Source organism: Bacteroides sp. AF25-38AC (assembly GCF_003602995.1).
In the GTDB taxonomy this organism is placed as follows: Bacteria; Bacteroidota; Bacteroidia; order Bacteroidales; family Bacteroidaceae; genus Bacteroides; species Bacteroides uniformis.
The window spans coordinates 38,891-64,921 of the sequence record NZ_QTMD01000005.1 but is presented as its reverse complement, the minus strand read 5'-3'; the positions used below and the strand labels follow the sequence as shown (position 1 = coordinate 64,921).

Annotated in this window: 26 protein-coding genes; 21 read left to right on the top strand and 5 right to left on the bottom strand. The window is 45.7% G+C overall.

The annotated features are described in order from the left end of the window. Positions 1–10: 10 nt before the first annotated feature. Together DWY55_RS04960 and tssD (DWY55_RS04955) are read right to left on the bottom strand one after the other, a co-directional pair. Complete coding sequence (locus DWY55_RS04960; protein ID WP_004288716.1) at positions 11–1,819, bottom strand: type VI secretion system Vgr family protein; 1,809 nt, start codon at positions 1,817–1,819, stop codon at positions 11–13. Between the two features lie 117 nt (positions 1,820–1,936). Further along, positions 1,937–2,335 carry a type VI secretion system tube protein TssD gene (gene tssD, locus DWY55_RS04955; protein WP_004288717.1) on the bottom strand — a complete coding sequence of 133 codons (399 nt, stop codon included), beginning with the start codon at positions 2,333–2,335 and terminating at the stop codon, positions 1,937–1,939. Between the two features lie 266 nt (positions 2,336–2,601). On the opposite strand from tssD (DWY55_RS04955), the gene DWY55_RS04950 reads away from it, so the two are divergent. The 21 genes from DWY55_RS04950 to DWY55_RS04845 all read left to right on the top strand — a co-directional run bounded on the left by DWY55_RS04950 (position 2,602) and on the right by DWY55_RS04845 (position 22,040). Then, complete coding sequence (locus DWY55_RS04950; protein WP_165859508.1) at positions 2,602–5,079, top strand: ATP-dependent Clp protease ATP-binding subunit; 2,478 nt, start codon at positions 2,602–2,604, stop codon at positions 5,077–5,079. An 11-nt stretch (positions 5,080–5,090) separates the two neighbouring features. Beyond that, the gene (gene tssD, locus DWY55_RS04945) at positions 5,091–5,513 is read left to right on the top strand and encodes a type VI secretion system tube protein TssD (protein ID WP_004288719.1); all 423 of its coding nucleotides are present in this window, start codon (positions 5,091–5,093) and stop codon (positions 5,511–5,513) included. Positions 5,514–5,526: 13 nt separating this feature from the next. Continuing rightward, complete coding sequence (gene tssD, locus DWY55_RS04940; RefSeq protein ID WP_004288720.1) at positions 5,527–5,937, top strand: type VI secretion system tube protein TssD; 411 nt, start codon at positions 5,527–5,529, stop codon at positions 5,935–5,937. 25 nt (positions 5,938–5,962) lie between these two features. Next, on the top strand, positions 5,963–6,952 hold the full coding sequence (locus DWY55_RS04935; RefSeq protein WP_004288721.1) for a hypothetical protein: 990 nt from the start codon (positions 5,963–5,965) through the stop codon (positions 6,950–6,952). A 611-nt stretch (positions 6,953–7,563) separates the two neighbouring features. Further along, positions 7,564–7,857: a hypothetical protein gene (locus DWY55_RS04925; RefSeq protein ID WP_004288723.1), complete on the top strand. Its 294-nt coding sequence runs from the start codon at positions 7,564–7,566 to the stop codon at positions 7,855–7,857. Positions 7,858–7,871: 14 nt separating this feature from the next. Next, positions 7,872–8,270 (top strand): type VI secretion system tube protein TssD, encoded by a 399-nt coding sequence (tssD, locus tag DWY55_RS04920; RefSeq protein ID WP_004288724.1) that lies wholly within the window; start codon positions 7,872–7,874, stop codon positions 8,268–8,270. 2 nt (positions 8,271–8,272) lie between these two features. Then, positions 8,273–8,713, top strand: a complete 441-nt coding sequence (gene tssD / locus DWY55_RS04915; protein ID WP_004288725.1) for a type VI secretion system tube protein TssD — start codon at positions 8,273–8,275, stop codon at positions 8,711–8,713. Next, on the top strand, positions 8,704–9,168 hold the full coding sequence (locus DWY55_RS04910; protein ID WP_004288726.1) for a GPW/gp25 family protein: 465 nt from the start codon (positions 8,704–8,706) through the stop codon (positions 9,166–9,168). Before tssD (DWY55_RS04915) ends, DWY55_RS04910 begins: the two co-directional genes overlap by 10 nt. A 7-nt stretch (positions 9,169–9,175) precedes the next feature. Continuing rightward, entirely contained in the window at positions 9,176–11,020 is a 1,845-nt protein-coding gene (locus DWY55_RS04905) for a type VI secretion system baseplate subunit TssF (RefSeq protein WP_004288727.1), read from the top strand. An 11-nt stretch (positions 11,021–11,031) separates the two neighbouring features. Then, on the top strand, positions 11,032–11,910 hold the full coding sequence (locus DWY55_RS04900; RefSeq protein WP_039952939.1) for a TssN family type VI secretion system protein: 879 nt from the start codon (positions 11,032–11,034) through the stop codon (positions 11,908–11,910). Between the two features lie 11 nt (positions 11,911–11,921). Continuing rightward, complete coding sequence (locus tag DWY55_RS04895) at positions 11,922–13,082, top strand: hypothetical protein (protein ID WP_004288729.1); 1,161 nt, start codon at positions 11,922–11,924, stop codon at positions 13,080–13,082. A gap of 20 nt (positions 13,083–13,102) precedes the next feature. After that, a complete protein-coding gene (locus DWY55_RS04890) occupies positions 13,103–14,065 on the top strand; it encodes a type VI secretion system baseplate subunit TssG (RefSeq protein WP_004288730.1) in 963 nt (320 codons plus the stop codon). Positions 14,066–14,084: 19 nt separating this feature from the next. Beyond that, the gene (locus DWY55_RS04885; RefSeq protein WP_004288731.1) at positions 14,085–14,588 is read left to right on the top strand and encodes a type VI secretion system TssO; all 504 of its coding nucleotides are present in this window, start codon (positions 14,085–14,087) and stop codon (positions 14,586–14,588) included. An 11-nt stretch (positions 14,589–14,599) separates the two neighbouring features. Next, positions 14,600–15,112: a type VI secretion system transmembrane protein TssO gene (locus DWY55_RS04880; protein WP_004288732.1), complete on the top strand. Its 513-nt coding sequence runs from the start codon at positions 14,600–14,602 to the stop codon at positions 15,110–15,112. Between the two features lies 1 nt (position 15,113). Continuing rightward, entirely contained in the window at positions 15,114–16,022 is a 909-nt protein-coding gene (locus DWY55_RS04875; protein ID WP_004288733.1) for a PKD domain-containing protein, read from the top strand. Positions 16,023–16,025: 3 nt separating this feature from the next. Next, the gene (tssR, locus tag DWY55_RS04870) at positions 16,026–18,518 is read left to right on the top strand and encodes a type VI secretion system protein TssR domain-containing protein (protein WP_039952941.1); all 2,493 of its coding nucleotides are present in this window, start codon (positions 16,026–16,028) and stop codon (positions 18,516–18,518) included. A gap of 24 nt (positions 18,519–18,542) precedes the next feature. Then, positions 18,543–19,280 carry a type VI secretion system tube protein TssD gene (gene tssD / locus DWY55_RS04865; RefSeq protein ID WP_004288735.1) on the top strand — a complete coding sequence of 246 codons (738 nt, stop codon included), beginning with the start codon at positions 18,543–18,545 and terminating at the stop codon, positions 19,278–19,280. Further along, positions 19,277–20,221 (top strand): M23 family metallopeptidase, encoded by a 945-nt coding sequence (locus DWY55_RS04860; protein WP_004288736.1) that lies wholly within the window; start codon positions 19,277–19,279, stop codon positions 20,219–20,221. The genes tssD (DWY55_RS04865) and DWY55_RS04860 overlap by 4 nt, the downstream gene beginning before the upstream one ends. After that, positions 20,215–20,754 (top strand): hypothetical protein, encoded by a 540-nt coding sequence (locus tag DWY55_RS04855; protein WP_004288737.1) that lies wholly within the window; start codon positions 20,215–20,217, stop codon positions 20,752–20,754. Before DWY55_RS04860 ends, DWY55_RS04855 begins: the two co-directional genes overlap by 7 nt. A 101-nt stretch (positions 20,755–20,855) precedes the next feature. Beyond that, positions 20,856–21,665, top strand: coding sequence for a hypothetical protein (locus DWY55_RS04850; RefSeq protein WP_004288738.1), 810 nt, complete (start codon positions 20,856–20,858; stop codon positions 21,663–21,665). Positions 21,666–21,671: 6 nt separating this feature from the next. Then, complete coding sequence (locus DWY55_RS04845; protein WP_004288740.1) at positions 21,672–22,040, top strand: hypothetical protein; 369 nt, start codon at positions 21,672–21,674, stop codon at positions 22,038–22,040. Positions 22,041–22,148: 108 nt separating this feature from the next. On the opposite strand, the gene mobC is transcribed toward DWY55_RS04845, so the two are convergent. Genes mobC through mobA form a run of 3 tightly spaced genes read right to left on the bottom strand, consistent with a single transcriptional unit; the run spans position 22,149 to position 25,870 of the window. Beyond that, on the bottom strand, positions 22,149–24,179 hold the full coding sequence (gene mobC, locus DWY55_RS04840; RefSeq protein ID WP_004288741.1) for a conjugal transfer protein MobC: 2,031 nt from the start codon (positions 24,177–24,179) through the stop codon (positions 22,149–22,151). 36 nt (positions 24,180–24,215) lie between these two features. Continuing rightward, on the bottom strand, positions 24,216–25,463 hold the full coding sequence (gene mobB / locus DWY55_RS04835; RefSeq protein ID WP_004288742.1) for a conjugal transfer protein MobB: 1,248 nt from the start codon (positions 25,461–25,463) through the stop codon (positions 24,216–24,218). Next, positions 25,448–25,870 (bottom strand): conjugal transfer protein MobA, encoded by a 423-nt coding sequence (gene mobA, locus DWY55_RS04830; RefSeq protein WP_005802627.1) that lies wholly within the window; start codon positions 25,868–25,870, stop codon positions 25,448–25,450. Before mobA ends, mobB begins: the two co-directional genes overlap by 16 nt. Positions 25,871–26,031: the final 161 nt, after the last annotated feature.

Genomic DNA, 26,031 nt, shown 5'->3' with positions numbered 1-26,031 from the left:
GCCAACCGAATTATGAGTTAAACTTTACTATTCCTCCCGAAACCGTTACGTTTCCCTTTCCCTCTATCATCAGATTTACACCGTTGACCGTTCCGTTCTTTGCAGCAACATCGTAATCCTTTGTCGCTTCCTGTTTGATATTGGTACCGCTGCTGCTAATTATACTCTTTTCGCTGCTGAGTACCATACATTCGTTGCCGGACAGCAATGTTACACTTTTCCTGCCTTCGAGAGCAATGGTATCGGCCTGCAAGCCTATCGACTTATCATCCATTACGATGACCGATTCCGCCTCGTTGGTAAGGGTAATGCTCTTTTTCGCCATGACGGTAATGGCATCCGTGCCATCCAACATGATCAGCTGTTTTCCCGTCTGGTCGGTAATAACGATGCTTCCCGTCTCATCATCGAAAACGATGGCATTGCCGCTGCGTGTGATAATGCTCTTGACCTTGTTGTCCTTGTCCCCTCCTTTACCTGAACCGGAATGGAACACCGACCCCGTAACATAGGGGCGGTCCGGGTTGCCATGCTCGTAGCTTACCATAACCTGATCGCCGACTTCCGGAACAAATACCCATCCGCGATTTTTGGGAACCGCACCACTTACTCCCGCATTAGGAGTCTGCACCCTGATCCAATTGGTTGTCTTGCCGTTTTTCTGCCAGTCGAAAGCCACTTTCACACGTCCCTGTCCCTTGTCGTCGTTGTTTTCCTTCACCGTAGCCAGTTCCGGCAACGCCAACGGCCGCTTCGCATCGGGAACAGGAATATGTACCGTACTGTCCGGCACACCGACAAAACTATTGGAGTAATGTCCGTCACGGCATACCTCATGCTCAATCCCGACAATACGGAACTTGCCTAAAGGAGGCAGTTTCATCCTGTCGGGGAAAGAAACATCGATGATTTCACCAATCCTTATCCGGCAAGTCTTTCCTATGCCTTTGATGTTCAGAAGATTGGCACCAGACGCATTCTTTACAATCCTCATCTGTTCGTCCAGTTCCGCCTTGTCCGTTACATGGGGGTCGGCAGCCGAGGTTGTTTTTGCGGTATATGCCTTCTCAGAGCAGCTGTGTGCAATAGACTGAAGGTCGTTCATGCCATCCGGTTTGGCAGGCGTATCCGCATTATGCTGTTTGTTCTCCTGCGCTACATAATCGTATCTTGCGGATTTACCCGGTACCAGATTGGCAACCAGACGTACTTCCTCCAAATCCATGTCATAAACAATCTTCTCCGTATTGTCCCTGTCAGGCTTGCCGAAATACACTTTCGTTCCGTCATAATAGAACCACTCCCCATAAAGAGCCGAAAGGCGATTCATAAAGTCAAAGACACTCTCGTTATACTGCGCCATGTAGGGTATGGGCGCCGCATACTTGGGATTGGAAACCAGATTGACCTTTCCATACTCCTGCGTCGCCTCCTTTATTATGGTAGAGAGGGACTGATCCATCCAAGAGTCGAGTGTCCTGTTGTTCTCATACAGTATCGTAGGGCTTGTTCCGTGAATGGCCACTCCGCCTGTCTCGCCCATGCTTCCAACCATTTCCACTTGAGTGATGATTCCCTCGAAGTCATAACTTTCACCCGTCTGCCTATGGACAAATGAAATGCTGGCAGTTTCCCCGATGTAGCCGATGAATTTTTCCGGGGTCTGTTGGAACGTATTGTTAGGCGACAGATAATTCACCACCACAGTAAAGGTGTGATGCCGGTTGAAACCCTGACGGAGATGCAGTGAAACGAATTTCTGTTCTTCTCCTTTCACGGTTACTTTAGTAGTCACCAAATTCAGAAAACTTGCTCCCATACTATCTTAAACTATGATTTTAAATAAATAATCCGACTGGTCGGTATGTTTTTTGGTGCCGAAATAACCGGAATTGGTATATTCCGGCACCTTAAAACTTTGATTAGGAAACAACCATTAGTTGTTTTCCGGCCAATCCTGTACAAATGTAGCCTCGTCCATCTTCACGGTCTGTGCAGAAATGGCGAACTTGATTGTCATCGGATAAGGGTTAGCCACATTCAGTGCCTCTTCGTAATCCACCACATAACCATTTTCGAACACCAATTCCTTCATTTTGGCATCTTCATCCGCTTTCTTGAAGACGATGTTTCCGTTTACGGGCTGGTACTGCTTGAACATCTTATCCAGCACAATGGTATCGGGAGTTGATTCGATTTCCACATAGATTGTGCCACCATAAATGTCAGATGCCGGACGGCCTTTGGGGTCCACATCACGATTGAACTTAACTCTCCAGGTCAGTACATCAAACTCTCTTGAGTCCGAAAACTTAAATGACGCTTTAAATGCCATATTCTCAAAGTTTTAAATTAAAAAAATAAGTTGATTTTGAAATATCCGGTCAAAGGAGGCCTGCTACAGTCCTATCTTTGTCCTTCAATTTCTGCGCCCAATATATGGCATTTTCTGAAAACTACAAAGAACTTTTGATGATTTTTTCTTGTTTTTGCCGAAAATATGCCCATAAGCATAAAAAAAACACTGCCAACAATAGCCGAATTATTTTTTTTGCCTTATATTTGCAATGTTCTCCTGCGCAATTTTTAAATCTTACGATTATGGAAACAGGAGTTGGTTTCATCAATCTTGATGATTCTGTAAAAATTGCGCTTAACATAGCACTTGCAGTGGCTCGTGAAAATGCGAACGAGTGTTATACACCCTCGCATTTGTTGAAGGCTCTACTTCATAAAGATGTAGGGTTAAGAGATTTTATAATAAGTATAGGCAAGGATTTAGGCTATTTGGAGGAATGGGCGGACGTGTATATCGAACAATGCCCGAAATCCACCCAGTTGTCCGAAATCAAGCCTTCGGAACGGATTGACGCCGTTTTCCGTGCCGCAGACGATGCACGAATCCAGTTCGGGCTGTTCGACATCAATCCCATCTGTGTGCTATTGGCACTGGCAAAACCCGGTGTCGCTTTTTCCAGCGACCAGCTCAGGTCTTTCCCCATTCTGGAAAAGGATATCCATTCCATATATATAGGTAACGGGCAGCCGGCATGTCCTTCCGCCACTACGGAGAAGCCCTATGCCCCGACTTCCGCCTCATCCTCCTTCTTGGGCAAATACTGTGTGGATCTAACCGAAGATGCGGCCAACAAGCTGCATCCGGTCATCAACCGCGACCGTGAAAACCGTATGGTCATGGAGATACTGGGAAGCCGGAGCAAGTCCAATGTCCTGATTGTCGGTGATGCCGGAGTAGGAAAGACAGCACTGGTTTACGGACTTGCCTGGGACATAGTCAGCCATAAAGTACCCTCGTTTCTGGAAGAGACCCGTGTATTTGAGCTGGACAACGCTTCCTTGATTGCGGGAGCCACCTACAAGGGGGAAATCGAGGACCGCCTGAAAAACATCCTGAAGGAATTGCGGAATATCGACAATGCAATCCTGTTTATTGACGAAATCCATGTATTGCTGGACAACCGGCAAGGAAATACCGGTGCTGGAAATGTATTGAAATCCGAACTGTCGCACGGCGACCTGACCGTCATCGGTGCCACCACCATTGACGAATACCGCAAAATCATCGAGCCGGACCATGCTTTCAGCCGCCGTTTCGAGGTCATACAGGTAAGCGAACCGGACATAAAGTCCGCTATCCAGATGCTACACTCCGTGCAGAAACAATACGTGGACTACCATCATGTAAGAATCAGCAACGAAGCCGTAGCCGAATGTGTCCGTCTTGCCAAACGGTATATCAAAGACCGCCGTCTGCCTGATTCCGCCATCGGTCTGCTGGACATGACGCTCTCCGCCATCAAGATGGTCAATGAAACAGGAAAGAAGAATGTGGAGACCCTGCTGTCCGGGCTGGATGAAATAGAAAAGGACGAAAAGGACCTTCAGGAAAAGACCGAAGAACTGAAAACGCTGCTTTTCGTAATGCACAACAAATTAAGCCCCATCCTTTTAGGAGTCATACCCGATGAAGCGGACATCCATGAATTGCAGGAGTATGAAGAACTGACCGGCTATCTGAGAAACGCATTGAACGTCCTCCTCCAATTTGCAGAGAAGAAAATAGAGGAGGTGGGTATCTATGAGGTAGCCGCCGTTGTCGCCAGCAAGACAGGCATCCCTATCGGCAAGATACAGTCGCAAGAAAAGGAACGGCTACTCAATATGGAAGACTATCTGAGGCGACGCGTCGTCGGACAGGACCAGGCCCTGAAGACATTGACGGATGCCATCCTGGAATCCCGTAGCGGCATGAACAAGCCGGGACAGCCCATCGGCTCCTTCTTCCTGCTGGGACCCACCGGTACCGGCAAGACCGAACTTGCCAAAGCACTAGCGGAGGCACTGTTCAATGACGAGAAATCCATGATTCGATTCGACATGTCCGAGTTTAAGGAAGAACACTCCGCCGCCCTACTGTACGGAGCGCCTCCGGGATATGTGGGATATGAGGAAGGCGGCATGCTGGTCAATAAAATACGGCAACAGCCATACGCCGTTGTCCTCTTTGATGAAATAGAGAAAGCGCATCCATCCGTATATGACATTTTCCTGCAAATCATGGACGAGGGAAAACTGCATGACCGTCTGGGCAAGGAAGGAGATTTCTCCAACTCCATCGTGCTGTTCACATCCAATGTAGGAAGCGAGTGGCTGACCAAGCAACTTGAGTCCGGCAATGTTCCGTCCACCACCCAGATCATGGAGGTGATGGGGCAGCATTTCCGTCCGGAGTTTCTGGCACGCCTGTCTGAAATCGTTCCGTTCTCCCCCATCCGCGAAGACATACTCCTGAAAATATTCGACATACAGTTCAACGGAGTCAGAAAACTTCTGGACAAGCAGGGTATCGGCATAACCATCACCGATGATGCCCGTAAGATGCTTGCACACAAAGGATTCACACCCAAATACGGTGCCCGCCAAGTGGCCGGTGTAATCCGTAACTATCTGCGCAGACCGATTTCACGGCTTATCATCAACGGGGAGCTGGGCAAAGGAAAAAGTCTGGAGGTAGATCTGGACGAACAGAATGAATTAACCTGGAATATTCACCAATAATCAAGTATCGTATGTTTGGATATACCGTATTCTTAAAGATAGGCAACCTGGCTGCCTCCTCACTGACCGACATGTACAAGGACAGCTACCAGCTCATCGGCTGCGAATTCGGATTTGCCCAAGGGATAGATATCAAAGGACAGGTACAGACCGAGGTAAAAGGCGGCACGTTTTATGTAACCTACCCTCATCTTCCCAACCGTGACATGATCCAGTGGATGCTGGATGCCCGTAAATACCAGAGCGGAGCCATCGTAGTTCATGACAACCAAGGCTCCACGCTCGAAAAGATACTCTTTGAGAAAGCGACTTGTGTGGATATGGAAATCAGCTATATCCGGCAGGGCAAAAGCTATATTGCGACCAAACTGACCGTACAGGCACAGAAACTGGCATTCGGTACAGAAGAGTTTGAAAATCAGTGGGTGTTTTAAAAACAGCAGCGTTATGGGACTTTTTAATTTTCCGCAAGTGGACAGCAACGTGAATGTCATATTCAGCGTTGACGGCGACGAATATGCAGTGGAACAGTTCAAGATAGGTTTTCACCAGCCAGTAGATAACCTAAAGAACCAACCGGAAGGCGAAGTGCGTGGAGGACGAATCATGATAACCCTTTCGCAGACGGTGAAAAGCAACATCTACGGATGGGCTGTGAAACCGTGGGTGAAAAAAAACGGGGCAGTTCTGTTCAAGACCGGAACGTCCGGAGTGATATTTGAGGTGGCGTTTATGAACGCGTATTGCATAAGGCTACACAGAAGTATCAGTTTCGGACAGGGGTTATCTACAACATTAACGATTTCTCCAGAAACATTAACTGTTCAAGGTGTTGATTTCGACAATAGATGGGTGTAATATGGGAAATTATAGAACAACATATATGGAGTTAGATGACTTTAGGGTCAGCTGTATCCAAGGATATCCTTATGAAGGATTTGTCATTGGGTGTGGGTATGCATATGTTGAAAACATCCCATCGGAGATGGCTATATTAGAAAATTCATCATATATATACAATCCAATAAAAGTTCAACAAATAGACACTTCTTTGTTGGCAATTATCAAGAGCCTTCATTTGACACCTGATGACATTCGAAATAAATTAGTTTCAGAAAAAGGAGATATGTATGTCTTAAATATTCCAGAAGGCCCATTGATGATACCTAAAAAAGATTCTGAAATTATCATATCTACTGATGAATCCGATACTTATTTCAATATTAAAATTGAAGTGAAAAGTAAGGATATAAATGAAACATATAATTATGAATATAATCACTATTATATTGATCGTTGGTCAATAGAGTTATTGAAACTTTTAGGAACTAAGGATACTAATACTTTGATTGATAGTTTTATAGATTACTCAAAGGAAGTGTGTGGATATGTTGGCAATTTTGCAGAAGGTTTGACTAAAACAGGAAAAACTAGAATTTCAAATAAAAATTTGAGACTTTATTTTGAAAAACAATCAGGATATATCTTTTATGGTAATCAATATGTTAAGACTTATTCACTTTTTCGTATCGGGGAGAAAATAGGAAATGCAATAAAACCTATTGAATATGGATTAAATGCTCTTGAAATAGGGTACGCTTTGGCTAAAGATAAAGGATTTGGAGATAATACCCAAAATACTATTTTAAAAATTGGTGGTGGCATGGCTGGAGGGGCTGCTGGTTTATATTTAGGTACAAAAATAGGAACGTTTTTAGGAGCTACTGTTGCTGGGCTATTTACTGCTGGTATTGGAATCGGTGCCGGCGCTGCTATTGGAGGGTTTATCGGAAGTGCTATTGGAGGGTATTTGGGTGGTGAGTTGGGAGAAGATATTATTATCGATATTTCAAATTCTTTGATATTAAAATGAAAACATTGCTTAATTTATATTGGAATATAATGTTTTATTGTACATATACATTGTTGTTCTATCTTTTTAATAGATTGCTAAATCCAATATATTGGTTGCAAAACAAAAAAGTTAGATTACGACTTAATGAATATATTAACAATATTGTGTCTTTTTTGAATAAACGAGAAGTGGATGAACGAGGTATAGATTCTGGGATTATTATATTTTCAACTTCTTATATTTGTGCCCATACACTTTGTTTTTTAAGTTTTATATTTTGGCTTATTTATAAAATTACTAGGGTCAATGTCATTCAAATGGCTTTCAATAACATGTTGGTATTAAGTATATTTTTTGTGATTATATGTGCGGTTATATATATTACGAACTATTTGTTTTTGTTTAAAAAAAATAAGTACGAGTTTTTTTTTGTGAAGTTTAATACGGATAAAAAATATACACTATATTATGGAATATTTTTATTCTCTTTGACAATGCAGTGTATATTGGTTTGGATTATGATTAGTTGCTAATAAGATTAAATTTCATATAAGACGAGAATTTAAAGACTCTGAATATCAATTTTCTAAACCTTATTCAATATATCGTTAATATTTAAATAGATTATTATGAGACAATATAAAGTATTAGTGATTTATATCATAGCTAATGGTCAATTAGAAAAGTCTTTTGAAGAAGAACTGGAGAAATATGGATTAGAACGTGTGGGAGAACAAGGTATATTCGCCCTCCCTTTAGAGGAATATCGGACAAAGGTACAGGCATTCAAAGCCTACCTGCGAACCTACGTGCGCAAGCATTTGGACAGTCAGGACACCGTACTGTTCGTTGAATCACGCATGAACGAGGAACGGACTCTGACAACCATGCTGCAAACCAATCTGATGAGTGAAGAAGAATAAAAAAACATAAGGATATGAGTGCACAATCGTATATCAAGTTCTGGACCGCCGAACCCTCGGAGCATGAGGAAGTGCAGGCATACGACCTGCTAGGCTACGAGTATGACTTCCGGAAAGAAACCACTTCTAACGGAAAGGTAACCGGAAAGACCTACGGCGGTAAAATACGGGTAAGCATTGCCGGATTTCCTACAGAGGAACTCTTGGAATGGATGTTCAATTCAAGAATCCTGAAGGACGGAGAGGTGATGAACACTTCCGGCCTGCCCGGTACTCCCAAAGAGATCATCCGTTTCAAGGGAGCAAAATGCCTTGAGTTCAACGTACATTCAACAACCAAAGAGAGCCGTATATCACTATTCATCCACTTCCGGGAAATGGAGACCGGCGATTCGTGTCACTTAAACTTATAATCATGAACTGGTTCACTTCATTGTTCAAAAACAAAAAATCCTCAATGCCGGATGACCGCTACGTGATGCGGCTGTCCGTCTGCCATGAGGCATACAGCATTGAAGAGTTCGACCTGCAATTCAAGCGGAATACAGACCGTGACGGATTGCCTGAAGGTGAGGCATACGGCGGATTCATTACCTGTACCCTTATCGGTATGCCGGGTGACGAGCTGTTGAGATGGGCCGCATACAGCCACTCCCATGAAGACGGCGAAATACGGATCTACCAGAAGGAGCAACCCGACCAACAAGCGGCATTTGCCTTGCGCTTTGTGGATGGGAACTGCATCCGTCTGCAACGCAAGGTTGACCGTATATCCAATTCCAGCAGCATCGTCCTTCTGTTTGCCGCAAGAACACTGAAGTTCATAGACGAAGAATTTGAAAACGAATGGCACTGACAAGTATGGAAACAAAGTTTTGCAAATTGCCCCTGGATTTTGAAGCCTTGCTCAGCGAGGATGTGGAAAACAGCCGTCTTGCATCCTGCTCGGAAATCGAGTCCATCGATCAGTTTATCGAACTGCTGATCAGTACGGCTCCCGGCGAACATGCCTTTGACAAGGAGTTCGGCTGTGAGATCTTTTTTCTCGACTTTGAAAGCATTGTTTCACACACCCGTTGGGAAGGACAATTCTCGGAATATATAACCAAGGCAATTACTCGGCACGAGAAGCGGCTTACGGGTGTAAATGTACGTGTCATCATTGATGACACCACCCGACAGGACAATGTATTTGACGCTCCCGCCGTAAAGAAACGTGTACAAGTATATGTATATGGAACCCTGGTACATACCGGAGAAAAACGGTGTTTCTATTATGTAATCTATTTAGGACCGATTTCAACCCGATGAAAGGATTATGAGTACAGAAAAATACAATAAAGAGCAAATCAGAAACCGTATGCTGAAATACGCTGCGGCTTTCTGGGGAATAAAAAAGGCGGAAAACTTCGACCCGGTTGTCAAGCTCCTGCTGGAAGCATTGTCCAACGAGATATATATGCTGGGAGAGGATTTTACCGCCATCGAGACAAGGCTGCTGGAAAAGACCGCCCGAATCCTTACTCCGGACATCCTTACCTCACCCTTTCCCGCACACGGCATCGTACACGCCTATCCCATAGAACCGTGTTACCTGATAACCCGGGAATCGGGCATGTATTACGAGAGCGACTCGCTTACCCGGAAGCTATCGACCGGAAGTGTATCGTTTTATCCCGCCTGCGATACCCTGCTGCACAAAGCCGACGTGAAATATATGGTCTGCGACGACCTTCTCTACCGGATAGCCCCTACCTTGGAGAAGACCATGATTGCCCGTGCAGAAACAAGGATGCCTCCGCGTACCGTCTGGTTAGGAATGGCGGTGGATGAATCCATTTCCGACCTTGAAGACTTTTCCTTCTATCTGGATTTTCCCAACCTTACGGAAAGCTATGAATATCTGCTCCTGCTCCCCTGTACGGAATGGTCCGTAGAAGGGAAAACAGTCGTGATGGAAGGGGGAATCCATGAAAAGACAACCATACAGAAAGAACCAACCCGTGCCTTTTTCCAAGACTATGACGTGATGTCCGTCATAGACAAGGAAGTCATGGATATTTACAGCAAACATTTTCTGAAGGTATCGCAGTCCTTTCCACTCGACGGTTCCTGCAGGAAAAACCTTCCGGACACCCTGCGGTCCTGTTTCAAAGAGGCCGTTCTGGAGAAGATGCAGGACAAGCTGGTATGGGTGAAAATACAGTTCCCCGCCCATTTCACAGCGGAAGTCCTTGAAGAACTTCATGCCGGCATCAACATCGTGCCTGTAGAGAACAAGACGCTTCACGAACAGACGACCACCCTTGAGGAAACTTTCAGGGTGATACCCTTGCGCACGGGCAGCTACGAATCCCTTCTGTCCGTACACAGCGTGAAGGACTCTGACGGAAAGAACTACCATGAACTCCTCTATCCCGCAAAGGATTCCACGGAAAGCTATGGAACCTACTCCATCCGCAAAGGAGGATGCGAGCGTTTCGACTCCCGTTCCGCCAAGGAGCTGCTCGGCTATCTGTCCGACCTGCTGGATGACGAGACCCATGCCTTCAATGCCGTATCAAGCATCAAGCTACAGGCACTTACCATCCAGATGGAGCAACTGATGGCGCAAATGAAACAGACAGCGGACAACATGAACGAGTTCAGGGAAACACCTTATTATCTTATGATTGACGAACTGTCCGGCAAGGGGCAGATTACCGTCAAATACTGGACAACCAACTGTGAGGTAGGAAACCGGATACAGGCAGGCGTAAACCTGTCCCCCAATGCCACCACTTACCTGGACCCGAAGACACTGGCTCTGGTCAGTACCACCTACGGTGGGAAACAAGCCCCCCAAAACAGAGAACGGATTGACATCTACAAATACGCCTTCATTTCGCACGGCCGTGTCCTGACACAGAACGACATAGCCAGTTTCTGCAAAAAAGAACTCGGCGAACTGCTGGTGCGGACAGAAATCCGGAACGGGGTGGAAATCAGCCCGATGCCGCACGAAGGACTGATCCGAACCAAAGAAGTCCATCTGATTCTTGGAACGAAACTGGATGAGCCTTCGCAGGAAAAACAGATAAAAGACAACCTGCGTACCAAACTCTCGGCCTGTTCGCCGGACACATTCAATTACCGGATATTCATAGAATACAATAAAGCATAAATACCATACTTATGAACCCAGTTACCCAACATCTCATTTCATCGTACCTGCTGATGCCGCTGCTGACCGTGATTTTCGGAATCGCAGCCTATTTTATCGCACGCAAGAACAAGCTGCTCAACAACAAAAAACTGATTGCGTATCTGCTGCTGTGCGGCATAATCCTTGCCCTGCCCGGCCTGTCCGGATTCATGGACTATAACTTCATGCCTTATGCCTACATCCTGCTGGTCATCCTGTACTGGACTGCCGGATATTACAACCGGCTCGTCCTTCGCAAAGTGTTCGCATCAAGCAAGGAAATGCCTTCTTTCGGCATCCAATGCCTGCTGACGGTTACGGTCATGCTTCTGGGAGCCGGACTCTTTTCCGTAGTGTTCAACCTCTGCAACGAACTCCAGTACGGCATCTGGGCCTCCACCTGCCTGCTGCCCTTTGCATTTCCACTCCTGTATTCCCAAACGGTGAACAGCTATTTCGACATACCCATTGAAATTTATAAAGTATGGAAATATTCGGAGGAATATGACTCGGATACCTTGTACATCAACCGTGAACGGAGCATCGTAATGGATGTGGACATATTCCGCAGGGTGGATGACCCCGCATCGGAACGCATAACCGGCAAGGCATCCGAGGATATCATCTTCGGGCAGTGGTTCCAGCGCATGATTGACGACTGCAACCTCAAATCACCGTCTTCGCCCATCGTATATAAGAATGAAGGAGGAGCCTATTACGAATGGGTATTCTATACCAAACCGTCCTTTTTCAAGAGACGGCGCTATATAGACCCCGACGTTACACTTGCCGGCAACAAGCTGAAAAGACACGATGTAATCATAGCCAAGCGTGTGGCAAACGAACTTATAAAGTATAACGAATATTAAATAGAAACATTATGATAGGAAAACAGAGCCAAAAGAAAAAATATCCGCTGGTAAACTGGGCGGACGGAATGCCTGTCAACAAAGGGCATTTCACCCAACAGGAAGACCACTTTACGGACCGGTTGTGCGAATACCAGTCATTTCATCTGAACCGCAATACCTACGGACTCCTGCCATTCAAGAAAGGAGAACCGGTTTCCGGCGATTTCAGCATTACGGAACTCGTTACAGGCACCTTGGAAGTCCGTCTGAAACGTTGCCACGCCCTTACTTCCGGAGGTTACCTGATAGATTATGATGCCGGTGAGGATGACGAACTCACCGCCAGTTTCCATATCCCTACAGAAGAGGAAGAAGAAAAGGACAAACGGTGGGATGTCATACTGATGGCAGACCCTTTCGAACATCTTCCTTCGGGTATTCCGAACGAGAAGGAAATCAGTCCACGCCAGCCCAATGCCTTACCCAAATATGCGTTGAGCGTGCTGCCGAGCGGACAGACCGACGGAAGCGAGCTGGGAAGACACTTTCTGCTGATCGGACGCCTGCGCAAGAACGGAAACCGCTGTGAAGTGGACGGAAACTTCATCCCGCCATGCACAAGCATGTCCAGCCATCCGGACCTGAAAGGCTACTATACCAAATTCGGGCAACTTGTGGATTCCATAGAAAAAGCCTCGTTTGACATCCTTGCCAAAGTGGAGAATGCAGAAAAACAGACCAGCCTGGCCACCAACATCGGTATGCTGTGCCGCCATGTCATGCTGTTCATATCCGATATCTACTTCTCCTTCCGCAACGAGGGGCAATACTATTCACCGCTACACTTCCTGAATGTATTCTCCACATTGGCTCACCGCCTGTATGTATGCCTGAGTTTCATGGACAAGGAAGACAAGGAGGACCTGCTGAAATACTTCAACGAATGGAACGGCATCACTCCCGGTGCCTACGAAGGCCTGCTGAGGGAAAACTGCGGGCTGCTGTACAACCACCACAATATCCGCCAACTGATGGTTACGGCGGAACGTTTCCTATACCTGTTCAATGACCTGTGGACAACCCTCAGCCGTCTGGAATATATCGGCAAGCACAAGGAAAACATCGTTGTCGCCGAACGCTCCAGACAACCGAAAGAATCGAGCGAGTCACGCTGGAACATACTGGACTAATCCCCTATAAGCGAACGGACATGACGGAAGAACAAGATAAAATAGTACGGTTTGACGAACATTCCCATTCATTCAACCTGCCGGATACCGACTTCAAGGCGGAAGTGGTGGCCAGCGGACTGAAAGAAGCCGGGTATGATGCAGAGCGTACCCTCATATTCAGACGGGGAGACATCCGGCGCGGATTCTCGAAAGACATCCATGACATCCACCCGGAATATTCCCATTATGACCTGACGGACTATCTGTATCTTTATGTGAACAGGAGAAGCCTTTATGACGAGCTGCCCGAAGGCATATTCCACAAGAACCTTTACCAGTCCGAGAAAATATCGAAGGAACAGGTGCTGGACGAAATCCGCATCCACCGTGAAGAGGAATTTTTCGCCCGCCGTTTCTTCAAGCCTTTCGAAATCTCCCTGGACCATATGTTGGTAGCCTTCCAGAACAAGGAACGCCGCATTGACGAGATGAACGTACATCCGGATTTCGTAAGCATCTTTTCCGGTCAATGGCCCGTACTGGAATTGCTGCCGACCCATCTGGCGGTCATGCTTGTCCATATGCTGGCCTATATGGAACAGATTACAGCGAGCCTTTCCAAAACCGGCGAGTGCATGACCATTCTGACCGGTGTGCCCGTGCATATCAAGAGAGGAGACAAATGCGTGGTGGAAGTGGATCCCTGCCTTATTCCCAAATTGGGGAGCTGCATTCTGGGAGACGACATGGTTCTGGGAAACAGTTTTGCCGACGGCACCTACCAGATGCTGGTGGAAATCGGTCCCCTGTCCGCCCGACGGATGGAAAGCTTCTTTCCCGGCGCCGCCGACAGTAAAATACTGAATGCGCTGACAGAACTGTTCCTCCCCTCGGACAAGGAGATACAGATCCGCTACATCATCCAGCAGGAAGATGCCCGGTTCAGGCTGGGAACCCCAACCGAACAAGGCGCCTATCTGGGTATCAGCACCTATTTATGAATATAAAACATCATCCTATATGAAACCGAAAAACAACACAGAAGTAAGGAAAGCCTATCTGAGATTCGCGGGCTATCTGACATGCTGCACCATCCTTGCGGTAAGCATCTTTGCCTGTTTCCTGAAAACCTCCGGCATAGAAGTAAAGCGAATCACGGAGCAGGCACTGGAATATGACCATATCTATGCCAAAGAGCTGTCCCTGTCGAACAGCATGGATTCCATCTACCAGTACATGAAACTGATGAACACTTCACCGCAAATAAACGACAAGCTCCTGCAAAGCGTTGTCAGTACGCGCAAGATGAACCTGCTCAAATATGTCCAAGGCATGGACACCAAAGATTGCAGGCTTTACAGGCAGCTGCTGGAAAACCTCAACATCTTCCTCGGGGTAAAAGACTCCATCCGTCTGCTGAATATCCAGGAAGAGATGGTGAAGAAAGACCTGATGCAGTGCATCCAAGACAACTGGAAAACAAGGCGTAACCTGAATGTGGGTTCCGGCGGCAACAAACAATAAAACGGAAAGCCATGGACAACAACAGAAAGACAATGAACAAACGGGAAATATTCATGGGACATGCCTATGTATTCCTGTTCTTTTTCCTGACAACCGTAGCGTGTTGTCTGGTAATTTTCATGTGGAACTCAGATTTCAAGATGTTTGAGCAGAAAGAGTTCGTAAAGATCAAGATGAACCGCATCAAGGATTTCCAGCAGGAACAAGCGGAAAGCCAGTTGCCGGTGGACTCCCTGTTCCGTAAAATAGAAACATTTGAACCGGGCGTTTACGCCCAGTATGAAGAAGACGACATCCATTATCTGATAAACAACCTGCGGAACACATACGAAAGGAACAGCTGGGACAAGCGATACAAGCTGTTCATGCACATTGCCGACTTTTATGCCATGTGGCTGTCCGACAGGAAACAGCTATGGAGTATCGGACAAAACATAAGTCTGTTCAAAGCCAATCTGGAGGAGTGCGAGATAGGCTTGCAGAAAAAGGAGGAAGACTTGCGCTCAGGAACTAAAAACAAATGACATGGGAAAAATTTATACCAGAAAGATTCTGTTCGTAATCGCAGCCATGCTGCTGTGCATCCTTGTCGCCATACTGATCCGGCTGTTCTTTTCCAGCCGCACCGTGCGTATGACACTGACCCCCATAGAGGTGGAAACCGGAGAAACGGTCCATTATGCCGACAGCACCCGCAACGCACGCTCCTGGCTTTGGGAATTCGGCAACGGAGACATATCACACGAACGGAGCGGAGAATACGTGTTCAAGAAACCGGGACGCTACCAAGTACGCCTTCAAGTGGACGGAGGACTGGAAAGGAAACAGATCATCACAGTACACAGGAGCCGGGATGATTACGGAAGCGACGAGCTTGTCAGGATGAAAGCACCGGCAACCGCCTTTCAAGGAGAAATCGTATCTTTCAAAGGATACGGTCCGTCGAAAGAATGGCGCTGGCAGTTCGGAGAATCCGGAATTGTCGATTCGCGGGAGCAGAACCCACTCTACGCCTATACAGAACCCGGCATATACGAGGTTCTGCTGACTACGGAGAATACCCAATATCCGGTCCGGCACACCATTGAAATCCTTCCCCAATATACGGAGAACGACTCGACAGACGTGCTTGTCATCATCGGCAATGACATCCGTGAACACTTGCAAGCCATCGTGGACGGCAAGCCGTTCAATACCCATTACAATTATATCCTGAAGAAATACCTTTGCGGAAATCCGGACATAGCGGTAACCGTCAACAACAGCAAGAAGAATGATTTCTATTCCTATTGCCAAGGACTGAAAATCATAGCACGCAGGAAAACCCTTATAGACGAGGTGTTCGTCGATATGGGAGACAACCTGAACAACGAATGTGTGATGCAGCTGATGGTAACACAGCACGAACGCTTTTCCGAACAAAAAAACAAATGAGGCATGAAAAAGAATTGCATATCGACACTCATAAAAGGAGGATGGATTTGCGGATGCATCATCTGTATGGCATCCTGCGGACCGGTACACCGTTTTATGCGGATAAAGAATGTACCCCGTGAATATATGCGGAACTATTCCATAGAAGGGGTAAAGGCTCCCTGCAGCCAGACACTGCCCAAACATACCCCGTGGATTGTCTTCGCCAATGAAGCAGGAACATCCTATCTGAGCCCAAGCGGAAAGAACGAGATGCAGTCTGTGAAATATATGGACGCATTTCTCGTCATCAAGCGAAAAGGAGACTGGCTCAGGCTGATACGATACGACCCCACCATTCTGAAGAACGGAAAACTGAAAGAATGGAAACAGGCAAAATACTGCGGATGGATCAACCAAAACAACCTGTTGCTGACCCGGAGCGGCTTTACCGACATTGTTACCGGATTCAAAAACAAACAGGTGGTCATGCTGAACGACAGCGTGGCATTGGCCACCCCAAAAACGTATTTTGCCAATGACTCCGTAAAACTGTTCAAAAATACAGACCTGACACAAGAGGCTGGCAAGATTCCATTTTACAGTGTCGTATATCCTTATCAAATATCGGAAGACAAAGGATGCACCCTCGTGGCAGACAAACCGCAGCTTGACGCAGACAGCATAGGGCATGCTGTCATCGGATGGATAGACGGACGCCTGCTGACCGCCCCCGAACAACAGCTCCATATAGACCTAACCTCGCTGCCGGACAGCACGCTCGTCTTTAAAGACAGGGAACGGAAAGACACCTTGCCGCTATCATCCAACGACCTGAAGCGGAAATTGCAACTTTCGGCCAGCCAGCCTGCTATCCGCTACAGCCCGGTACTGTCCTACCGGAACAATGACACGAGCTTCTGCTTCAGGACCCGGCTTCCGATGCCGGTCATCGACAAACGGGAAAGCTATGTGCTGAATGTCAACGGCAATCCAATCTATTACGGGATTTTCAAAAACAAGATAGAGAAGGACCTGCAAAAAATAAACCTCATGTTTGTCCTGGAAGGAAAAGAGAACACCATCCAACGGTTTCCAGCCGTGGTGAATGCCATCCAGGGACTGCAATCGCAACTGGTGAATGACGACAGCTTTTCTTTCAGGTTCGGTGCCGTGCTTACCTTCAATGAACCGGACAACCGGAAAGACCCCATCTGCAAACTGACTCCCGACTACATGGAGCTGCTTGATTTCCTTTCCGCCAAAGCACGTAATGCCGAGCAACTGAAGCCTACATACGGACGATTCGGCAGCTGGTCCGGCCTTCGGATCGGAGTGGAGCAATTCAACAAATGTCCGGATGAAACCAATATCCTGGTTGTCATCGGCGATAAAGGGTTCAACAGCGAGTGGGCAGACTCCACCTTGGTGAACAAGCTGGTAAAAAACAACTGCCGCATGATCGGCTTCCAGCTCTACGGAGGAGAACCGGACAACTTCAACAACTTCGTGCTGCAAATCGGAAACATGATAGACTGCTCGGCACCACGCGTCAGCCGGAAAAAACGGGAACTGATTGTATATCCCGAACAGATCAGAAATGAAAACGAATATGCGGAGGTGAACCATAACACCTATTGTTTGGACTTTCCAAACCGGAGCATGACACAGGGATGGCTGGTATTTCCGCAAAAGAACGAATCGCTGGAACTGGAAGGACTGACCACCGCCGTGGATTCCATGCTGATACAAGTGAAGTTTGACAATACCCTGCTGAGCAACAGCCTGGCAAGGGCATTCGACGAAGTGGGTACACACCGATATAGGACAGATTCGACAATGACAGCTTATTACCATATCCGCCAGTCGGGGGTACAACCCATGCTATCCGTACTTCCGGATACCGAACCTGCCTGGAGCCTGCCTGCACAGCCAATCGTACTGCCGGACTCGCTGTCCTCCACACTGGACTATTATCTGCTTGTCAACGAAGAGGAGTTCAAACGGTTGAGAAAGTATGTGGAAGCACCCTCCAAGCTGATCGTTGACTATAAATACGAAGCGGTCAAAAAGAAAAAGCAAGCGAAGGTGGATATCTGCGACTGTCCAGACGACTACCTACAGGCAGATGCCGAAGAATCTACCGTACGTGTAAAGACGGACAGCCTGAACGCACCGGAATATGCCTCAACCCGCCGTGCAAGGAGAAAACTGGTCAGACATTTCCTTTCAGAGCGCAACAGGGACAGATTTTGCAAGGTAGGGAGAAAGACTTTCCTGAGAATGCCCCTGTCAGAGGCCTTGCAAAGGTTTACCTCCTGCCCGACCGACTATCCTTTCTTTGAAGTTTACCGTGTCAAGGACTTGCGGAAAAAGAAAATGATTACGGATGCGGAGCTGGACATGCTGATTGAATATTTCAAGGAAAAGAAAAAACTGCTGGACGAAGCCGCCGGCAAGCCGTTCCAGTCCAACGGGCAGACATACTATTGGATCAGCCGTGACCTATTACCATAGTCATTCACCTGAAACTGTATTATCATGATTTATGAAACTATTCTGAAAATAAGAGGAATGGAGGTGCCGATACTCTATTATAACTATCGGTGCCACATCCGGCACTATGATGACCCGAATCTGAGAAAAATCATACAACTCCACATCCAAGTATGCGAGGAAATCGGCAATCGGGAGTGTCTGCCGGTCGAGGGAGACCTGATTACGCTTGCGTTTGAGTGCAAGGGTGAAGAACAGTTCTTCTATGACTGGCTGAACGAAGGAGCCATGCACAACGGGGAAATCCATTTTATCTACAACGAAGTGGAAATAGTGGATATTTTCCGGTTCTGGGACTGCTTCTGTGTGAAAATAGAGGAGTATATGAGTGTAGGAAACTCTCCGATGATGATGGTGCTGTATTTGTCACCGGGGATTATCAAAAGGAATAATCTGGAGGTTAGGGAGAAGGTGTGGAAAGTGTCGGATATTTCGCAGCAACCATTTATTTCGATTGCGCCTGAATCGAAAGAGGAAAAGCAAGCGGAAATAGTGGAGGTGTATTGGATGGATGCAGAGGGTACTCGTAGAATTGAAGAATTGCCTGAAAGTGGAATAGCAACCTTATGTGCTAAGGTTAAAAATGCGAATGCTGGTGAAACTGTAAAGTTTGAAATAGAGTATGATGATGGTTCAATTATAAAATTGTTAGGTAAAGTTAATTTGCAGGGCGAAGTTAAAATTGAAAATGTAAAGTTAAACCAAAAACAAGAATCTAAATGATAAAAGTTAAAGGTTGTTTAGCAGGCTCTACAAAATATTCCATATTAAGACCTGTGTCTATGGAAGCTTATTGGGCCGATCAAGAAAATGGAAAGTTTGATAGTTTATATTGGGGAACAAAAGTAAGACTTTATATAAGTAGAAAATTTTTATATGATGCTATGGTGAAAATATATCTTAAATCTGTTCCCGATGAAAAAATTATCATAAATGAGGATTCTATAGTTAATTTGATTCCTTCTTTTTTTCAGAGTGAGGTGAACTATTATGAATTTTATTTGGAAAAATATGAACATTATAACACTCTAATAAAGAATATGGGAAATGTAAGGCTTTGTTGTGAAGTATCAAGTACTTTAGGCTTCTATTTTAATGATTGCATTGCTTCTATAAAAATAGAGTCTCAATTTTGTGATCCTTTGGTTGAAATGCAAATTAGACGAAACAGGGCGAGTAATCTATTTGGTAAAGTTCGAAATAATTCAACGAAGAATCATCAAGGATTTGATTATTATGCAAATCAAGGGACAAATATAATTGCAGTTGCTAACAGTATAGTAGATAGAATTGTGGATTCTGAAAAAGGAGATTATGGAAAGCAATTAGTTTTAAAATTAGACCGTTGTAATTATTATGCATTTTACGCTCATTTGTCAGAAATTACAGTAAAAGTAGGGGATATAGTTCATAAAGGAGATATTATTGGTAAAACAGGCATTACCGGAAATGCAAAATCCATGAAAGGAGCTGATCAACATCTTCATTTTGAATGTAGAACTTCATCGAATTTGGGAATAGGCTTGATAGGAAGAATAAGTCCTAATAATGTTGTTTTAACTAAGTTTTATTCTCAAGATGAATCAAAACCAAATCAAAGCAATCTTGGTGTAAAAAAAATAGACAATAATGGAAATGTAACTTTAATGAATATACAATGGTAGTTATAATATTATGTTTTTTCTTTGTATTTGGCAATTGTTTTGTAGCAAATTCCGCCTCTGAAGAAGTCATTTGTGAAAAAAATGATACTCTTATTATTGAAACAGAGATGCAAGAATACCAAGAAGTTTATGAGCTATATTTTAAATCTATGAATAAATGTTTTCTAATTTTTAAATTAGAGACACAAGATGGTAGTAGCATTGAATTTGGGAAAAAGATTAGCGATGGAAAAAGAAAAATAGATTGTTTTGTTATATATAATGGATCTGCTGATGGAAATCAATTTTTATTATTTGATTATCAAAGTAAAATAGCATATATTACGGATATTATATTTGCTAATTTTTATCCAATAATAAGTTCAATGGATGAGAGCAAATTGCAAATTTTATTGGTTAATCATGATATAGAACAAATGAATGCCACTGATACTTTAAGAATAACAGATGAATATAAATATATTCCATATAATATAAAATACGGGGTTGTTAAATGCCCTTTACGTATTTTACAAAGGGTGAATATAAACTAAGGTAATATAATAACATGGTAGATAATATTTATTCAAAACATAGTCATTTTTCATTATTGCTATCTATTGTTTTGTCTATTGATTGTAACTATGATTACACAATGGACTATATGGAAAACGTAGCCCGGAACTTTACCAAAAAATATCCGAGCTACCTTATCCATAAGAAAAGCGAAGACAAGATAAAAGCCTTTCTGACCGACAGGGTGAAGGCTAAAGTAGAAACCTTTGTGAATGCAGAGGCAAAGAACGTGGCAGTAACCGAGGTGCGGGAAATAGCAGACCTGATAGCGGAATATGAAGGTGCAGAAAGTTCTTCATCTTTTGGATCCCATCCTACGGATTCCCCCTCTTTAGGAAACACCGGAGTGGAGCTTGCCATGAGTGTGGACACAGGCGTATCGGACATCCGTCCTGTCAATGTTGCCAAACCCACGGGGGCAATAGGAAAACCCAAGATAATGAAACGAAGTGTCATCCGTGTAACTATGGAACTGGAAGTGCAGATGGAAACCAAACAATACTTGCAATTCCTGCAACAGATTCCGGACCTGTTCAGCCTGCATGAATTTCCCAATTTGAGATGCCGCGTGATATGCAACCAGAAAAAGGCAACAATCAACGAAGAGCCTGCACCAGTTGAAGTGAAGGTTTTGGATGACAGAAAATACCAGCGGTGGTTTGTTGCCTTTACCCTGTTGATGATATGCTGCATGGGCGGAATCATAGCCCTGTTCTTTTCCATTCCGAACCTGTACAAACAGGACATCCACTTCCTGCGGAACGATACGATTCATCAGGAGTTTTCCATCTCCAACAGCCGTATTGACTTGAAAGATGTAAGCCTGACGAATCATGGCGGGAAAGACACACTTGTCATCAAGGATAAAAAGATAATCATAGCCAAATAAAAAGTAATGGAAAATTCAATTCAGATACAAGGGATAAGAAACATGCTATCCCATAGCGGATGCCCGGAAGACCTGCTGGAAAGTTACCTGCAATTCCTACAAACCGAAGGCCAACAGGTGCAGATTGTCAGAGGAGAAGTCTTTATGATGTTTGAAAAGGAAGCGCAATACCGCAAGAGAAGGAATGAAAAGATGAAAGGAACCGTAACTTTCTGCAAAAACACGAAGAACGATACAGAGGAATACAATACAGGAGTGTTCATTGGAATGGAATTTATCCAATGCTGCTTCAACCATGGGATTCCTGCACGGGTGCTGAATGTGCGAAGAGTACATGGGGAAATGACGGAGATTGTCGTGGAGTTCGGGAAGTAGATGAAAGGAATACCCCTATTGCAGAGCTCCGACCTGATAATATGTGGGGGAAATTGATGGGAAAATCCCCCACACACACTTCATCTTGATATTTAATGAGAGGAAGGATTACTCCTTCTTGGATGTTTTTTCATTATCCAACCCCAATCGCTTGCATAACTCCGGATCGTTTTTGATACGGTCCATCTCTTCGTTGATGATGGCCTGTGCGTCCGACTTGATCTGGTCGTAGTTACGCTGAATCTGCTGCATCATGATGTCATTACCGTCCTTGTCCTTGAATTCGTTGATGAAAGGGATTTTCCTGTAGGCCTTTTCTTCCGCACTGACCGCTGCATGGTCCACAACAATTTCGGCATGGAATATTTTCTGTTCTATCTTCTCGCCAAAATTATCCGCCACAGCCCCGACAAATGTACCTTGCGACAGATTGGCAATCTTGGATGCCGGGATAAGCGAGTCAAGCTGCGTGTTGATGGAAGTGGAAACATCTTGACGGTTGATGGAAACGGACTGACGCTGCTGGAGCACCTTGCCGAAGCGTTCAGAAAGTGTCTTTGCGGTTTCTCCGACCACCTGCCCGCTGAATATATTTCCTACCGTGTTCTGAATAACCTTGGACTCCTTTTCACCATAATCGCGGGTCAGCTGGCTGAAATCCTGAAAACCCAAAAGTACGCCCACCTTGTTGCTTCGTGCCGTTGCAATCAGATTGTCAAGCCCCCGGAAATAAATGGTGGGAAGCTCATCGATGATTACGGCACATTTGAGCTGTCTTTTCTTGTTGATAAGTTTGACAATACGGGAATTATATAGTCCGAGTGCAGCCGAATAGATGTTCTGCCTGTCCGGATTGTTGCCGACACAAAGTAATTTGGGTTCTTTCGGATTATTGATATCCAACGAAAAATCATTTCCTGTCATCACCCAGTATAGTTGTGGGGAAATCATACGCGTAAGGGGGATTTTTGCCGAAGCAATCTGGCCCTGGAGCTGATCCTGCGCCCCTCCTTTCCATGCATCCATGAAAGGAGAAAGGTAGTTTTCCAACTCCGGATAGGAAGTCAGGACGGTGAACAGGTCCGAGTAAGGCTTGTTCAGTAATTCCACCGCATGCGGGAACGTACAATAAATCCCGTTCTTGTAAATCTTCAAATACCAGATTATTGCAGCAAGCAGAATGATGGGGGATTCTACAAAAAAGTCACCCTGCTTTTCAATCCAGGTGCGATTGAGGTTGAGCATTATCGTATAGCTCGCCTCGTACGCATCGGAAATGTCCGTCATAAATTCCGGATTGATAGGATTGCATCGGTGAGACCTGCGCGGATCGTCGAAATTTATGACATAGAACCGGGGCTTGACCTCGTACTTGTCCATATTCTTCAACAAAGAATTATAGGCTATGGTGGACAGGTCATCAAACTTGTAATCGTAGATGTAAATCGCAAAGCCCTTGGCTATAAGCTGGCGTATGTAACTGTTGACTATCGCATAGGACTTGCCGCTACCCGGTGTTCCGATAACCATGCAGGCACGGAAAATATTGACAATATTGACAAATCCGTTATTCCAGCGTTTTTTATAATAGAATCTCGTCGGGAGATTTACCGAATACTCATTCTCCATCAGTCGGGTTTCCTGCATGAAACTCTCATTTTCCATATTGAACACATCTTCCATGAGGTTGTGCCTGTAAAGGCGGCTCATCCATAGCCCCGACATCAGCAGGGCGAGATAGCCTGCCGTAAGAGTAAAAATATAGAATGCGGTATTTGCCGCGTGTGGCAATGGCAGCTCAAGCAACCACCAGTTCAGAAAGAACAGTGCGCATCCTGCCACCAGCGCCGCATAAATTTTAGGCCAGGTTATCTTTTCACCTTTGACCCCGTGCGTACCCAGACAGGAAACTGCCAGCAGAAGCACTGCCAACAGTTTGCTCCAGAGAATACAGTTGAAAATCCCGGTCGTATTATTGAAATTCACCAGAATCCTGTCCATCACCGCAAGGTTCAAGTTCCACGCGGTGATACTCGGATAACAATACACATAGACGTGTACCACCAAAAGAAAAATACTCACGGCCCTGCCAAATTCCATGATCTTGGCAAGCGCCCTCAAATCGTCTTCTTGCTGCATAAGAATTGTATATAAATGGGTTGATACTTGTTTTGTCTAAATGCCACGTTTGCGTCCGGTCTTCTTCTTTTTCTTCATGCGGCGTGCAAAGGCTTCCTCCTCATAGTCACGCGGGTTGGTTTCCATCGAAAGAATGCCCGCCGCCAGTTCGAGCGTGCTGCCGGATTCGTGGCGGTGATGCTGCCGAAGTTCTGTAGCGGAATGTCCGCCCCGTTCCTTTTCGGGTATGTTTTCCAACCATTGGAAATAGTCGTTGAACACATTGGCGGAAAACTCCTTGCCCATGCGTGAACCGTTGAATACCTCCCGTCGGTTGTGGTCAATGAAGGTGACACCGTAGATACGTCCCCGCTCATTCTCACGGAACACCACATCAATATTTTTTTGCCCCAGCAGTTCCACAAACCGTTTCCGTGAATCCGCCTGCCGCAAGGCACGAACGATGTCCGCCTGTATGGAGGGTGCCCATTTCCCGTCCTTGAGGTCTTTCAGGTTCATCAGCATCCGCTTTTCCAACTGTTCATTTCCGAAGCGTTTCCCAAATCGGGAACTCTTGAACGGCGGGCTGACCACCTTGCCGGTATCATCCGTGACCGAATAGACAATACCGGTATATGGTATACCGTTGTATTCTCCCCTGACCTGTTTCGCCTCGATGTTGAGCGTGGAAAGCAGCGCATTGTATTCCCCGAAAGTCTGGAAACGGTAGCTTTCCAGTACGGCTTTAAGGGTGTTGCCTACCTGATGGCGGACATCCCCCAAGGAAGCGTCCACCTTTTTTAGTTCCGCTTTCGGATTCCGCCTTTCCGTGTCCGCCCCGTTGCGCAGGCCGAAATCCGTTTCCAGTTCCCGACAGGCGGTCATGGAACGGCGGTGCTCGTAGGCATCACTGATCTTTTTCCCCTGTCCGTCCACACAGACACTGACGATATGAATGTGGGCATTATGGGTATCGGCATGTTTGTAGGCTATGTACGGCTGATTCCCATAGCCCATCTTCTGCATATACCGTTCCGCCAACTCTACCAATTGCCCATCAGTCAGCCGGTCTTCCGGTGCCGGAGAAAGGGAGATATGCAGGACGGGCTTCTCCGTATTGCGGTTTGCCAGCAGGTAGTTCTCAAAAGAGAGCAATGCCAGACGTATGTCCTCACTGGGCAATCCCAATCTGTCGGAAATCATGCGGTTGCCCGAAAGAATCTCGGCGGTACCTGCCGTTACCTTGTCGTAGTTATAGGCAAGTGCTCCGTAAAGGCTTGTTCCGTGACTTATTTTTGCAACCATTTCCGCTCGTATTCCTGGGTTAGCACCATGACTTTTTTACAGACAAGCATCAGTTCGATGCTCAGTTTCTCCAACCTGTAAAGCAGTGCCATCGCACGTTTTTCCCCGAAATTGTTCTTCAAGGTCCGGACAACCTGATTGTAGTTGTTTCCGACGGCCTGAAACTGCCTGTGGAATTCGGTCAGTTTGATGTAGTAGTCCATTGTCGCCTTGTCGATTTTCACCACCTTTATCTGTCCCGAGAAGATGGATTTCTTAATGAACAGCGTGAGATCTCTCGCTCCGGATTCCGCCAACAGCTGTTCAAATTTTGTGTTCTCTTCGGCATTCAGGCGGAAACTGTATTTGCGGTCTGCCGGATTGCTTTTGGACTTCCTGCCTGTTCTTGTTCCAGTTTTTTTCTCCATGTACATGAGATTTTGGGTTTGTACTTCTTTCTCTTCCGGAATCCGCGACTTTGGAGCGGATTCTCCCGGCTTTTAGCCGGGCTAGTTGTTTTTGTCGGACAAAAGACTTTTTGTCGGACGAAAACACAACTTGCTCTGTTCGCTTGAACAGAGAATCCTCC